The 13841-nt window shown below is 43.3% G+C and carries 14 protein-coding genes; 8 read left to right on the plus strand and 6 right to left on the minus strand.

Annotated elements, in window-relative coordinates; all coding sequences use genetic code 11:
* Nucleotides 1-111: 111 nt before the first annotated feature.
* Nucleotides 112-1542, minus strand: a complete 1431-nt coding sequence (locus ACM0OZ_RS01500; RefSeq protein ID WP_414581263.1) for an RNA-guided endonuclease InsQ/TnpB family protein — start codon at nucleotides 1540-1542, stop codon at nucleotides 112-114.
* A gap of 58 nt (nucleotides 1543-1600) precedes the next feature.
* Here ACM0OZ_RS01500 and ACM0OZ_RS01505 point away from each other — a divergent pair, with 58 nt between their 5' ends.
* A complete protein-coding gene (locus ACM0OZ_RS01505) occupies nucleotides 1601-1783 on the plus strand; it encodes a hypothetical protein (RefSeq protein ID WP_414581073.1) in 183 nt (60 codons plus the stop codon).
* A 29-nt stretch (nucleotides 1784-1812) separates the two neighbouring features.
* On the opposite strand, the gene ACM0OZ_RS01510 is transcribed toward ACM0OZ_RS01505, so the two are convergent.
* Nucleotides 1813-2832: a Rieske 2Fe-2S domain-containing protein gene (locus ACM0OZ_RS01510; RefSeq protein WP_414581075.1), complete on the minus strand. Its 1020-nt coding sequence runs from the start codon at nucleotides 2830-2832 to the stop codon at nucleotides 1813-1815.
* A 119-nt stretch (nucleotides 2833-2951) separates the two neighbouring features.
* Between ACM0OZ_RS01510 and ACM0OZ_RS01515 the strand changes: the two genes are divergently transcribed.
* Nucleotides 2952-3614: a TetR/AcrR family transcriptional regulator gene (locus ACM0OZ_RS01515; protein ID WP_414581076.1), complete on the plus strand. Its 663-nt coding sequence runs from the start codon at nucleotides 2952-2954 to the stop codon at nucleotides 3612-3614.
* A gap of 185 nt (nucleotides 3615-3799) precedes the next feature.
* Here ACM0OZ_RS01515 and ACM0OZ_RS01520 read toward each other — a convergent pair whose 3' ends face one another.
* Both ACM0OZ_RS01520 and ACM0OZ_RS01525 read right to left on the minus strand, forming a co-directional pair.
* Nucleotides 3800-3958 (minus strand): YqaE/Pmp3 family membrane protein, encoded by a 159-nt coding sequence (locus tag ACM0OZ_RS01520; RefSeq protein ID WP_414581077.1) that lies wholly within the window; start codon nucleotides 3956-3958, stop codon nucleotides 3800-3802.
* A 105-nt stretch (nucleotides 3959-4063) separates the two neighbouring features.
* Complete coding sequence (locus ACM0OZ_RS01525) at nucleotides 4064-4435, minus strand: translation initiation factor (protein WP_414581078.1); 372 nt, start codon at nucleotides 4433-4435, stop codon at nucleotides 4064-4066.
* A gap of 144 nt (nucleotides 4436-4579) precedes the next feature.
* Here ACM0OZ_RS01525 and ACM0OZ_RS01530 point away from each other — a divergent pair, with 144 nt between their 5' ends.
* The 4 genes from ACM0OZ_RS01530 to ACM0OZ_RS01545 all read left to right on the plus strand — a co-directional run bounded on the left by ACM0OZ_RS01530 (nucleotide 4580) and on the right by ACM0OZ_RS01545 (nucleotide 7960).
* Nucleotides 4580-5737, plus strand: coding sequence for a class I SAM-dependent methyltransferase (locus ACM0OZ_RS01530; protein ID WP_414581079.1), 1158 nt, complete (start codon nucleotides 4580-4582; stop codon nucleotides 5735-5737).
* A 15-nt stretch (nucleotides 5738-5752) separates the two neighbouring features.
* Nucleotides 5753-6022, plus strand: a complete 270-nt coding sequence (locus tag ACM0OZ_RS01535; RefSeq protein WP_414581080.1) for a hypothetical protein — start codon at nucleotides 5753-5755, stop codon at nucleotides 6020-6022.
* Nucleotides 6023-6723: 701 nt separating this feature from the next.
* The gene (locus ACM0OZ_RS01540; RefSeq protein WP_414581081.1) at nucleotides 6724-7305 is read left to right on the plus strand and encodes a CAP domain-containing protein; all 582 of its coding nucleotides are present in this window, start codon (nucleotides 6724-6726) and stop codon (nucleotides 7303-7305) included.
* 31 nt (nucleotides 7306-7336) lie between these two features.
* The gene (locus ACM0OZ_RS01545; protein ID WP_414581082.1) at nucleotides 7337-7960 is read left to right on the plus strand and encodes a ribonuclease H-like domain-containing protein; all 624 of its coding nucleotides are present in this window, start codon (nucleotides 7337-7339) and stop codon (nucleotides 7958-7960) included.
* Between the two features lie 57 nt (nucleotides 7961-8017).
* On the opposite strand, the gene ACM0OZ_RS01550 is transcribed toward ACM0OZ_RS01545, so the two are convergent.
* Entirely contained in the window at nucleotides 8018-8545 is a 528-nt protein-coding gene (locus tag ACM0OZ_RS01550; RefSeq protein WP_414581083.1) for a rhodanese-like domain-containing protein, read from the minus strand.
* A gap of 381 nt (nucleotides 8546-8926) precedes the next feature.
* Between ACM0OZ_RS01550 and ACM0OZ_RS01555 the strand changes: the two genes are divergently transcribed.
* Both ACM0OZ_RS01555 and ACM0OZ_RS01560 read left to right on the plus strand, forming a co-directional pair.
* Entirely contained in the window at nucleotides 8927-9292 is a 366-nt protein-coding gene (locus tag ACM0OZ_RS01555) for a CU044_2847 family protein (RefSeq protein WP_414581084.1), read from the plus strand.
* A 17-nt stretch (nucleotides 9293-9309) separates the two neighbouring features.
* The gene (locus ACM0OZ_RS01560) at nucleotides 9310-13128 is read left to right on the plus strand and encodes a HEAT repeat domain-containing protein (RefSeq protein WP_414581085.1); all 3819 of its coding nucleotides are present in this window, start codon (nucleotides 9310-9312) and stop codon (nucleotides 13126-13128) included.
* Nucleotides 13129-13216: 88 nt separating this feature from the next.
* Here ACM0OZ_RS01560 and ACM0OZ_RS01565 read toward each other — a convergent pair whose 3' ends face one another.
* The gene (locus tag ACM0OZ_RS01565; RefSeq protein WP_414581086.1) at nucleotides 13217-13822 is read right to left on the minus strand and encodes a Uma2 family endonuclease; all 606 of its coding nucleotides are present in this window, start codon (nucleotides 13820-13822) and stop codon (nucleotides 13217-13219) included.
* Nucleotides 13823-13841: the final 19 nt, after the last annotated feature.

Below are 13841 nucleotides of genomic sequence, written 5' to 3' on the forward strand. Positions count from 1 at the left end.
TTCAAAGTTTATGCTTAGACTGCGGGGCGATTGTAACATGGTTATTACTTATCAATACATTGCCCCGAATTGTTATGTTGCTGGCAACTACCGGGTTGACATCTCCCCTCACTAGAAGTAAGGGGATTCTAAACTGATGTTGCCTAGTGGGTCTAGAAGACCCACTAGGCAACGTTTACGGTATGATTTACTTAAGCGATTAAACAAATCAATCCGTTGTGGCACTGTCAAAGATGCCCTACCCACCTCGGCTAAATTAAGTTTTAGCTGTGTGGCTACTTTAGTAGCTATGTTGGCTGCACCGTTGCAATCTGCGTTGATGATATAACCATCACGACTTTTGTACAAACCACGCTTCACTCTCTCACCTGACGCCCTCCAACCTTCTCCTTCGGAGACGCTAACGCGAACGGGTTTTTCACCGTGTTTCGGTAGTGAGTCACCATCAAGAAATGATGCTTTCGATGTGTACGCTTCCTCAGTAATCGTTAACTGTATTCCATACTCACAGGCTAGTTGTTTTAAACGTTCAATCAGTCGTCCTGTGGGAATGACGACAAAGTTTTGATTATTGCGTTTGCCCATATTGGAATTGTTTTTCTGTCCTTCGTTCCAACCGATGACAAGATTACCTACTTTGTCATTAAGGCACTGGTTGATGATGAATCGCGCTGCTTTGTTAACAGCATCGCGCATCTGGTTGTTGCGCTTACGTTGCACTCTATCAAGGTTGCTGTCCCAGTAAAAATCCGATTTCCCTTGCTTGTACTTAGCAACCAGACGACAATAACCTTGATTCATCGCCTTAAGCTTGCGACCATCAATGATTAAGCTTTTACCACGGGTTGATACACCTGTTAACCAATTTGTTCCACCGTGATCAAATGACCAAGCTTGGGTGTAATCAAGATTTGGATTAATCTCAATTGGTTGTTTACCATCATCAATCACCCAATCAATCCACAATTCACCCAAATAAGGACGTACCGTCACTTCCTTAACCCAATCCGAGTCAATAAACTCAGGTAAGTGCAAGAATATTTCAGTCAGCAGGTGTGGTTTGGTTTCACGGCTGATTGACGGGTGAAAACAACCATCTTTGTAATTGAGCGCTTGACGTGGAAAAGTTACCGAAGCAAGACCACCACGTTTTCTGTATTTTGGTAATGACAGTCTATCGACTTCACCCTTGTAGTAAGCGTTAACCAACCCGTTGTAACTGGTGATTGACTCGCCTATTGTCTTAAGTGTTTGCTGTGCTGACTGTGCAGCCATTGCTTTGTAATGTGGACTGTCTTTAAGCGCCTTGTCTAATTCTGGGTAAGTTGTACTGCACTTATAAGTTTTCCAACAGTAGCATAATTCATCACTACGCCAGTAAATCGTAAAAGCATTGCCTTGTTCTTGTAATTTGCTGTAATGAGTCTGCTTGGTGTGATAAATCGCTGAATTAATCAGACTATTAGCGTGTTCACACTGGTTAACCCAAAATGCTTTCTCTTCATCAGTGAATTTTGCTTTAAGTGGAATTGTTTTGTACAGTTGACTCACCTCCTGTTGCCTTGCTAATATAAAATTAGTTTATCCGGGTATTCTAATCATGTCAACAGGAAAAGGAATAAAAAGAATAAAAAATAATCCTGTTTTTTACACTGAGTTAAAGAAAGGGCATGAAATTTCCCTTACAGATTATTCGTGGAATAAACTAAAAACTTTAGCTAAGAAAAAGGGAATAAGTGCAAGCGAGTATGTAGAACAATGGTTAAGAGACACGCAGGACTAAAGTCCTGCGTGTCGCGTTTCATCCCCAGCTTAAAAGGCAGGGGTTCTCACGCTCCCGCTATCTCTTGATAGATTTGGTTCGGCAACACCTGGAAAGCTTTCAAAATTTCGCCGTACCCAATCCATTCCCACTTCATTGTTTAACTTAATTCGCTGCGGTGTATTGGCGTAAATCTTACCTAAAATCTTTGCGTCTTGATCCACAACCACATTAATTAACTTCAGGAGATTGCCTTTGATCAAGTGTGCAATCGGAGAATGCGCCTTCATGTACATCAACACAAACACACGAGATTGATGATCAGTTTCTGGAAGATAGAAGTGACATTCTTTCAGGCTCAGCAGCTTATTCTCACCGTGCATCAATCCCATGAACGGAAAGAAGTTTTCTAGATGAGCTTCCAACACTTTTGGCATCGCCAGCAGACCGGGATTTTTCAAAATGTCACGAAATGTAGGTTTTTTCCTGGGTTGCGACAAGTAGGCATGAGAATGTAACCCTTCGTCGATGAACTGCTTCACGTGGACTTGTTCAATCTCAAATAATTCTCGATGCGTACCATTTTGATGGTTGTAGTCGTGCATATTCAGCAGCAAGCTCAAAATATCAGTCGGAATGCTGCGCTTGCCCGTAACCCCAATGAACTCATACTCTGCTGCAATCTCATTCATGATGTTTGGAATTGATATCTTCGGTTCATACCCTCCATAAGACCAAATAAAGTCACCTTGGATGATTAACTCTAGCGGCTGCATTAACGATTTAGTTTGTTTGTTAGAACCAGGCAGGACTGTGCAACCTGAATGGTCAAATTCCAACGCATGAAAAGGGCAGGCGATCGCGCTACTGCCATCGGGTTTTGTCACACACCATCCCTCTGACAGCATTGCGCCCATGTGAGGGCAAGCGTTGGGCAAGGCACTAATCGCACCATCACTGTTTTGCCAAAGAACGTAATCATTGCCCAACAGAGAAATTTTCATGGGTTTATTGGGCTTTAGCATTGAACGATGTGTCAAAAGCCACGGTGCACCTTGCAATTGCTTCATAATTGCCAAAATAACTGACTAATTAGTTAGTAAGTTTATCAATAGGTTACTGCTGCGTCAATCCAAAGATTGAATATCTTCAGTAATCGTAGCTTTTTGGTACGATAGAAAGACAAACTATGAATCAAGATACTGTGGTTCGATCAAGTAAACGAGTTGCTAAATCAGTCCGCCCGTTTCGAGATGCTGAAGTGACGCAGCAACAAATATTGAATGCCGCAGAGCAAGAATTTTCACGACATGGCTTAAAAGGTACGCGGATGAGTGCGATCGCTGAACACGCCAAGGTGACAACCGCAACGCTTCACTACTATTTTGAGAACAAAGAGAACTTGTATAAAGCAGTCTTGCAACGCCCAGTCGATGAAGTGCAAGCTATCGTTGGGCAATTAAACTTTGATACTTTTTCCTCAGAAGAAGCTCTTAAGCAGATTATTCGCATCGCAATTTCAAATGAAGCTAAAAACCCTCAGCGCCAAATGCTCTGGTTTCAAGAAGCTAGTCAAAATCAAGGAGCTTATTTTAGGGAATGCAATGTTTTAAATCTTCACAAACACCTACTTAAGGTTTTGGAGAGAGGCATGGCAGAAGGATGTTTTCGTCCCCTCAAGCCATTTTTGGCATTGACTCATATTTTGAGCGTTTGTCTGTTTTACTTCACAGTGCATGAAAACTGGAAACAGTTAACACCTGATATTGATCGCCTTAGTCCAGAAATGATTGAGGAACACACAGAAGAAGCGATCGCATTTATTTTGGCAGCTGTGAAGCGATCACAGTGAGAAACTCTTCTTCAGATCCCCGACTTCTTTAAAAAGTCGGGGATCTTGTTTGTTCACAAATCAATTAAATCGCAAAAAAGGTGAGCATTGCCCACCCTATTTTCAATATTCAACGCCAAAAAGTTTTGGCTTTTTTCTTCGCTTTTTTTTCTTTTTTCTTTTGTTTGAGTTTCTTAACTATACATTCACTTTCTAGAAATTACCCAGATTGCATGAACAATGCCAGGAATATAACCGAAAAGTGTCAAAAGTATATTAATCCAAAAGTCTATACCAATACCAACTTGCAAAAATACTCCTAAAGGTGGTAGAAAAATAGCACAGATTATTCTAACTAAATCCATCGCTCCCTCCTATGAATATCAAAACGAGCAGGATTTCTGTACTTATCAAAGATAACATTTATGTTTTCAAGCAGCAGATTTCTGGTGTTCGGTAAACTGCACTCCCTAACCACCACTAATTTTTGCTTTATAACCTAGCTTGAGCAAAATCTCCAAAATTTTCTGCTTCTGGTCGCCTTGAATTTCAATTTCGTTGTCTTTTAATGTACCACCTGTACCGCACTGAGTTTTCAACTGCTTCAGTAACGCTTGCAAGGTTTCTGGTTTGGCTTGAAAGCCAGTAATCACAGTTACAGTTTTCCCTTTGCGTCCGGCGCGGGTAGCTTGCACGCGCACATTTTGCTGTTGAGGGGGTAGTTCTTGTATTGCTCTTTCTAGCGCAGGGGATGTTGGTCTTTGTAGGGCGGCGGAGTTATCGTTGCCAAATTCCCGGTAGACAAGACGGTTTTCAGAGGATTTGGGATTGGATGAAGACATAAATTTAATTTAACGAAGCACAAGAGATGCTGAGAACGAAAGCCAGAGAGAGTTATATATAATTATGGTCGTTATGTCATTCTAGCTTGTCCATGACTACTACTCCTGTACCCTGGATAAGTTCTATGTAGGAGGGAAACTCTGATGGACAAACAATTCATACACCCGATGCTGCCGCAAGCCACACACGACGAGCTGGCACGGCAAAACTTTGTTCAAAGTCTGAAAAAGCACATTTTTCAGAATATTGCTCCTGGCAATAAGGTCATTTATGAAACAGTAGCAAAGCCAAGATTTGAGCGGGAACATCAGCGTCCTCCCCAGAACCGTCATGAAATCCGGAAGGTTATGCAGCAAGAACCGCAATATCGTTGGTGGGGTGCGCTGAAGCGTCTTAACCAAGAGATGTTATGGGATGCGGTAAACGCTAGCGTTGAGAGACAGCTACCAGATCTGATAGAACGAGCTAAAGACAAGGGTGGCGAACTGGGTACATTAACAGTTGAGCCTAATTTCCAAATTCCTGCTTACCAAACTGCGGTAGACATTCACTGTATGCCTGGTGGATATCACAGTGAATTTGCTCAGAACGATGTTGCTGCTGGTGCAATTTATGATCGCGGGACTTATGTTTATGGTGTCGGTTGGCTGGGACCATTAAACGATGATATGGGACTGTCTATTGTCGAGAACTACCTCAAGCCGGAATATCCCAACTTTCAACCAAAAAAAATTCTTGACATGGGTTGTTCTGTTGGTCACAGTACCCTACCATACGTGGATGCTTACCCTAATGCAGAAGTCTACGCCATAGATATCGGTGCGCCGATGTTGCGTTACGCTCATGCTCGTGCGGAAGCCTTAGGTAAACGGGTTCACTTCTCGCAACAAAATGCTGAACATACCAATTTTGCGGATGGCTCGTTTGACCTGGTGGTTTCGCATATTTTACTACATGAAATTCCTAAACCAGCCATTCGGAATGTGCTCCACGAGTGTTATCGTCTGCTGGCTCCTGGTGGGATGATGATCCATGTGGAAGCACCTTTGTACAGTCACATGGATGCGTACACAGCTTTCGTGTACGATTGGGAAACTGCTAACAACAATGAACCCTTCTGGAGTGCTACGCGGGATTTGGATTTGGGAGCGTTAGTGACTGAGGCTGGTTTTGCAGCCGATAAGGTTATTCAGAAGTTTGTTCCTAATGGTGCATGGCAAGCAAAAGTATCTAGCAACAATTCTCAAAATGGTAGGTTAAGTAGTCGGGGTAGTTGGTTTATTGTTGCTGCAATCAAGTAGACAGGGATTTCTAAGATGAATAAAACAGCAAAGGGAAAACGACCTGTTTATTTTGATGATCCTCAAACCGATAAGGTGCTAGCAATAGTTATGGCTCTTATCGGTGAGGTGTCTGTGCTGCGAGAACGTCTCGACACTATCGAACGTTTGCTTGAAGCTAAAGATATTTTAGCGATCGCCGACATTGAAGCATACCAGCCAGACGAGTCGGTAGCTAAGGAAAGGGAGCAGTGGCGTGCAGAATATATTGCGCGGGTGCTGCGGGTGCTACAGACAGAGAGTTAAACGTTTTTGTTTAAAATTTTTGTTTGAAGCTTAACAATTCAAGCATAAGGAATGCGGTTTTGTATGGACGCAGTTCATAAAGAGGGTTTCGTTTGTCTACTCCCGCAATGTGGATATTTGTCCGGATAACTACAGAAATGGATGGGTATTTTTTATTATGAATGACTTTACCTTTTTAAAATGAGCATGAAAAACTATTGGCGCGGCTACTTTGATACGCAATGAGTTCCTAACCTCTGGAATCCTGAAAAGTATACGGATATATACAAAAAACAAAAAATCACCGATATTGAAGGGCGGAAGCCCCTAAATTCTATTTATGGGGATGAAGCCCGTTCGCGCAGCGTGCCCGTCAGGGCTTAGGGAAATTTATTTCTCGTCGAACTTATCCGAAAAATCCCGTTTCCGGGAAACCCCATCTCTGGGTAAGGTTTGCCTCGTTCATGTTTACGGTCGCAAACTACCAGATTACACTGCCTTAACCTCATTGGACGTTTAACAATCTAGTTTCAGAGCTTGGGGCGCTCACGCACCCCAAGGTGAGTTCTTAAACACTTGCCGTAAACGTAGCCCTTTGACGGACTTGAACTGGTCAACTACTGTGAACTACAAGCCCCTGCCTTTTAGGCATGGGGGTTGCACTCAACGCTTAGGTCGTTGACGGTGTGCGTCTGATAACTCTACACATTACTTAATTTTCCATGTTCCGACAAACTGCTTTTGGCATAGCTTTAAGTACGCTTTTCCTTGGCAGCGCATTATTATCCAATTCTATAGTAGGTCAAACCTCTACAAAGAAATCAGAGTACAGTAAGGTGTTGTCAATGTCGTCACGTCGAGTGACATCACCTGTTACTATTAAGCCTACTGATTTAGAAAAGTCAGTTTTTGACCAAATTAATCGATATCGAGCTTCCAAGGGTTTGCCAAAGCTCTCCCTAAATGCAAAAATTTCGCAACAAGCAAGGATTCACAGTCAAAATATGGCTAGGGGTAAAGTTCCGTTTAGCCATCAGGGATTTGTCAGGAGAGTCGGTGCTATTCCTATTCGCTACAGAAGTGCAGGGGAAAATGTCGCCTTTAACCTAGGATATAGCGATCCCGCGCAGGAAGCTGTGACTGGTTGGCTCCACAGTCCCGATCATCTCGTTAATATCAAAGGAAATTACAATATGACTGGAATTGGTGTAGCAACAAATAGCGAAGGCGAAGTTTATCTGACGCAAATTTTCCTTCGCAGCAATAGATATCAGCGCTTAAGCGCTCACAAGAAACGTAGATAATATAGGTGTTTCACCGAACTTAATCTGATTCATGGAAGATTTTCAGGTTTGCGATCGCGACCTTAGTGACGATGCTTTATCTCATTATCTACAAGCTGAGGTCATTGCTGTAGATACCGAAACGATGGGATTACTACCGCAGCGCGATCGCTTGTGTCTCGTCCAGCTGTGCAACAATGAGGGCAAAGTCACTGCAATTCGTATTGCTAAAGGTCAAACGGATGCTCCAAACTTAAAAAAACTCTTAGAAGCTGGTAATGTCCTCAAGGTCTTTCACTTTGCGCGTTTTGACATTGCCACGCTGCGTTACAATTTGGGCATTCACGTTGCTCCTGTTTTCTGTACGAAAATTGCCAGCAAGTTAGCCCGTACCTACACCCAACGTCACGGACTCAAAGATGTGGTGCAAGAATTGGAACAGGTAGAACTCGATAAAAGCGCTCAAAGTTCTGACTGGGGAAACGCTGCTAATTTATCTGAAGCCCAACTGAGTTACGCCGCCAACGATGTGCGGTATCTCATTGGTGTACAGCAGAAACTCGCAGAAATGCTCAAACGAGAAGAACGTTTAGAACTTGCTCAAGAATGCTTTCGGTGTTTACCAACGATAGTTTCGTTGGATTTGTTGCAATTCAAGGACTTGTTTGAACATTAACAAAGTCATGAGTTAATAGTCATTAGTCAATAGGAACTAATGACTATTGGCTAAAAACTATACTTGTTTTTGCTGTGTTTCTGCGTGATTTTTTAAACGGTCTACAACATTGTAGTCATCTGCGCCAGCAGGAGTCCTTGATTCTAGAGTTCCTTCAGTAGGACCGCCGACTGCCTTCCATGCTGCCAAACCGCCTTTGAGTTCAGATACGTGTACATACCCAGCATTTCTCAGCAATTGTGCAGCTTGAGCAGTTTGTTCGTCACTTTCACCGTAAACGTAGATATCACGGCTTTTAGCTAAAGATCCTGCTCTGTCTACCAATTCATCAACTGGAAAAGGCATTGCGCCCATGATACGACCTTGGTTATAGGCATCGCGATCGCGCACATCCAGAATTGTAAAAGCAGGTTCACCCCATTCTAAACGAGACTTGAGGACATGAACATCAGACTGGGCTTCAATTGGTGGTTGTGAAGGAGTAACATTGTCTACTACATTCTTGGCTGATTCCACAGTCTTCTTCGCTGCTGATTCCACAGCATTCTTTGCTGATTCCACTGTATCTTTCCCTGATTCCACCATAGTGTTCCTCCCTAATTAGATTAGACACCTTGCAAAAGCCTTTGTGAGCTAACATACAAAGAAACGCGAGCGGACTGCGCGTCTCCAAATTAGTCAGCACATCCTCTCCAGCTCTTTCATCCTCCATTTAAGAGGAAAACAGGGTAATATCACAACGCCTGATTTGTTAAGTACTTTTGCAAGAATTGTATTGACTGTCCAAAATTTACCTGACAACAGCACTCGAATTGCTCTTTCTTGAGAATGAAGATTGAGAATGTCTATCTAATGGTAGACTGGCTGACTGGACTTGCTGACTAATGAATAAATTTTATTAATTTTTATGTCATTATCTTTTGCTTCTAAAATATCCTAATAAAAATACATAGAAAAACAACAGAAATGTCTGAAAAAATCACAAAAATCCTTGGTCCTGATGGGGAAGAAATTTATATTCAATACGACGAGCAAGACAGTGATGAACTTCAAGCAGTTGGATATATTGATGACATCAAAGAAAGAACAGAAAGATTGACAAAAATGACAGTCAGTACCGTACGCAGCTATTCAAAACTGGTACTAGACAGTGTGAAAGAAGGAATAACTCATACCACTGCACCAACCAAGGTGACATTGGAATTTGGTTTACAAGCAGGAGGAGAAACAGGAGTTCCCTTTGTGACCAAGGGAACAGCACAAGCTAATGTTAAAGTCACTATAGAGTGGGATTTCAGTAAAGCTAAACAGCAAATACCGCCCAATCCTTAATTTCTGGGTTCTGCGCCGTGAGTCATTACACCCTGGATCAACTTAGAGAATCGATGGTGAAAATTCTCAACCCTAACTCGCCAAAAGGAGAGATTGCGGGTTCTGGATTCATCATCCGTGCTGATGGCTATCTGGTGACTTGCCATCATGTTATCTATTTGTTGGACTTACTCAAGGTAGAGTATCACGGGGAGATTTACGAGGCGCAGTGGTGCGAAGAACTTTCAAACCCAGAGATTGATATTGCCATTCTCAAAATAAATGTCACAAATGCCAAGGCAGTTCCGATTATCAATCCTCAACAGCTATCAACATCGGTAACAGTCTATGGATTTCCGCCTGCAAAAAAGAAAAATTTTCCCGAAGGGTTCGCTGTTTCTGCTCAAAGTATTGATCGCAGTGCGCCTCTCAAGACTGTCTCTACTTATGGAACTCAGGAAATAAAATTTACTAACTCTTGGAATAAACTCCCCCAGGAAACATCTACTTTTCTCTCCCACAGAATTGATGCCAAAGTGGAGTCGGGAACGAGTGGCGGAGCAGTTTTTGTGGAAGAATTGGGCGGAGTGGTGGGTGTTATCCAATGCAGCAAAAGCGATGAAAGTTTTGTCATTCGCTGGGACAATATTACAACGCAATTAGACCAACTAGGACTAGAGCCAGAGAAAAATGCTGTTTGTCAATTCCTGCAAGAGATTGAAGACTATTTCAAATACATTAAGCTTTTCCACACCCAGCAGCCAATTCTCTTGAAAGAACAATATATTCCTATTCAAGTCAGCTTGGAAACAAAACGCAAAGATGTAGAAAATTTCTGGGAATATGGGGAATCTGAAGCCGAACTCAAACGCGCCTACGCCCTTAAACGCATGGGTGAAGAATCTCAGCGGACACAAGTTGACTGGGAAGAGGCAAAAAAAGAGAATCAGAAAATTATGGTTCTGGCTGACCCAGGTATGGGAAAATCTACTTTATTGAAGATGGAGGCTGGGTTAACGGCTCAAGCAGAAAGGGAGAAGTTATTAGCTAGAACTCATGCTAATCCTCTCGTGCAAGGAGAGGGAGCCAAACCTCACCCCAACCCTCTCCTACAAGGAGAGGGAGCTAGAACTCACGCCAACCCTCTCGTGCAAGGAGAGGGAGCCAAACCTCACCCCAACCCTCTCCTACAAGGAGAGGGAGTTATAAATGATGTGATATTTCCGCTGTTTATCAGGCTATCTGATTTGGATGAGCAAGCGACTGAAGTTATAGACACAATAAGACTCATCATACAAAGAGACTACCCGAAAACCGCGCCACTGGTCAAGCATTTATTAGAAGAGAAATTGAAAAATGGCAAATGTCTGCTGCTTTTAGACGCTTTAGATGAAGTGCCAAAAGAACATCGCAATGACTTAAAAGACAAGCTGAACCGATTTGCCAGAAATTATCCCTGTCCGATAATTTGCACTTCCCGAATTGTGGGTTATGGTGGCGCTTTTGTGGAGAGTGCTAAGGAGGTGGAAATCGTTCCTTTTAGCCAAAAGCAAACAGAACAGTATATTGAAACTTGGTTCACCAATGCTGCGGGTTACATTGAAGATGATTCCGTTTCAGCAGAGAAACTGATTGAAGAATTGCGGGATAAACCCCAAATTACAGGATTAGCACAAAATCCCTTACTTTTATCCTTGCTGTGTAGTTTGTATCAAGAAAAAGAGCTGACGCTTCCTGCAGGGCGGACTCAGGTTTATGAAGAACCCGTTAATTATATGTTGAGCAAATGGCGGAGTGACAATTATAGACAATCATCGTCTGATGGTTGGGTTATCGCCAAAATTCAATTATTAGAATCACTGGCATATCAATTTAGCTGCGAAGGCAAAGAAATTTTTTCGCTACGGGAACTGCGGGACAAAATTGAAAAATTTCTGCGAGGTGAGAGTGGCAGTGATTTCAGAAATGCCACAGCCGCCAATTTAATTGAAGAACTGTGTGAGGAAGATGGTATTATCCAAAAATTGGCAAGGCAAGGAGAGCAATACCTGTTCCTCCATCGGACTTTTCAGGAGTATTTGACGGCTTCTTATTTGAATAATGCCAGTGATGGTATTGCGTTGGCGAGAGAACATTTTTGGGAATACGACTGGCATGAAACTTTGACTTTATTGGCAGGGTTGAGAAAAGATCCAATTCCCTTGCTGCAAGCTATCACCAAAGAAAAAGATGATATTTTTAAAACGTTGTTGTTATTGGCTGGTCGTGCTGCTGCTGAATGCAAAGTAGCACCTGTCATTGCGAGTGCAACGAAGTGGAGCGAAGCAATCTCCTTTAACCACAAACTACAACATAAGATAATCGACAGCATTTACCAGTTTTGGCAGTCTTACCCAAGTGCTAGTTTCATTACATCAACAGTCGTGACGCTTGGTCAAGTCAACTCACAGATGTGCCAGAAGTTGGAAGAAGCCCTCAACGACTCAGACTCGGACGTGAGAAGCAACGCGGCACATGCTTTGGGTAAGATTGGCAACTCCCAAGCAGTCGATGCTTTAATTGCTGCCCTCAACCACTCAAACTCGGACGTGAGAAGGAACGCGGCAGATGCTTTGGGTAATATTGGCAACTCCCAAGCAGTCGATGCTTTAATTGCTGCCCTCAACCACTCAGACGGGGGCGTGAGATGGAAGGCGGCAGATGCTTTGGGTAAGATTGGCAACTCCCAAGCAGTCAATGCTTTAATTGCTGCCCTCAACCACTCAAACTGGGACGTGAGATGGAAGGCGGCAGAAGCTTTGGGTAAGATTGGCAACTCCCAAGCAGTCGATGATTTAATTGCTGCCCTCAACGACTCAAACTGGGACGTGAGAAGGAACGCGGCAGATGCTTTGGGTAATATTGGCAACTCCCAAGCAGTCGATGCTTTAATTGCTGCCCTCAACCACTCAGTCTCGGACGTGAGAAGGTACACGGCATCTGCTTTGGCTAAGATTAGCAACTCCCAAGCAGTCGATGCTTTAATTGCTGCCCTCGACGGCTCAAACTGGGACGTGAGAAGGAACGCGGCAGCTGCTTTGGGTAAAATTGGCTCCTCCCAAGCAGTGGATGGTTTAATTGCTGCCCTCAACGACTCAGATTCGCACGTGAGAAGCTACACGGCATCTGCTTTGGCTAAGATTAGCAACTCCCAAGCAGTCGATGCTTTAATTGCTGCCCTCAACGACTCAGTCTCGTACGTGAGAAGGAAGGCGGCAGATGCTTTGGGTAAAATTGGCAACTCCCAAGGTGTAGATGCTTTAATTGCTGCCCTCAACGACTCAGTCTCGTACGTGAGAAGGAAGGCGGCAGATGCTTTGGGTAATATTGGCAACTCGCAAGCCGTCGATGCTTTAATTGCTGCCCTCAACGACTCATACTCGGACGTGAGAAGAGACGCGGCATTTGCTTTGGGTAAAATTGGCAACTCCCAAGGTGTAGATGCTTTAATTGCTGCTCTCAACCACTCAGACTCGGACGTGAGAAGAGACGCGGCATTTGCTTTGGGTAAAATTGGCAACTCCCAAGGTGTAGATGCTTTAATTGCTGCTCTCAACCACTCAGACTCGTTCGTGAGATGGAAGGCGGCATATGCTTTGGGTGAGATTGGCAATCCAGAAACTTTGGCAAAGCTGATCCAATTCCCTGAAATAAACATTTATGATGATGACATATTTGTCTTAGCAAGGACATTGGCGGTTCGATTCAGCAAGCAAGGACTACTCAGCAAACGAGGAAAGCCTTTGATTCCCGTCTATCCTGAGTTAGTGAAATTCATACCGATATGGGCATTTGTGAAGCGCCACATCCGATTTTAGATTTTGTCTTTTCGCTTGCTGATAAAAACCAAAACCGTGATCAAGACGCCAATGTAGAGACGTAGCATGCACTTTCACTACACATCCTTCAGGGAAACACCTTGGATAAATCAACAGATAAATCCGGAAAACCAGGGAGATTTACAACAGCATGAGGCAAAAAAATCTGCTTGCTTGCATAGCCAAAGTTGCCTTGCAAGTCTTGATAGGGCTGAGTGTAAACTTCCAAACAACTTGCTACTAAATTAAATATCCAGTAATCGGAAATTCCAGACTCCGCGTAGAGTGGTAACTTCACTTCCTGATCATACTTGAGCGTAGCATCTGCAACTTCAGCCACTAGCAAAATATCAGCCGGACTTGGATGTCCTGATAGGTAGCGTTTAGCGAAGCTCTGCCGAAGGCAATCGCCCCGACTGTAAGCAATCACCAAATCCGGTTCAGGTTCACTATTGGGAGGTAGGGTAATGGGTTCTTGTCCTCGGACTATTGCCCGTCCTTGGAGCAATATTGTAAGTTCGTAAACTAAGGAGGTATTGCAAACAGTATGGGGCGTTCCTTTTGCTACCATTTGCATGAGTTCTCCGCGAATTAACTCTACTCGGTCATTTTCTGTAAGAAACCCCAATTCAATTAAGCGGTGATAGTCAGCGACTGTAAAACGTTTGGGAGTAACTGCTGCAAAAGTAGCCATACACAGACAATCATTTAGA

The sequence above is a fragment of the Scytonema sp. PCC 10023 genome (assembly GCF_963920835.1).
Taxonomy (GTDB): domain Bacteria; phylum Cyanobacteriota; class Cyanobacteriia; order Cyanobacteriales; family Nostocaceae; genus Kalymmatonema.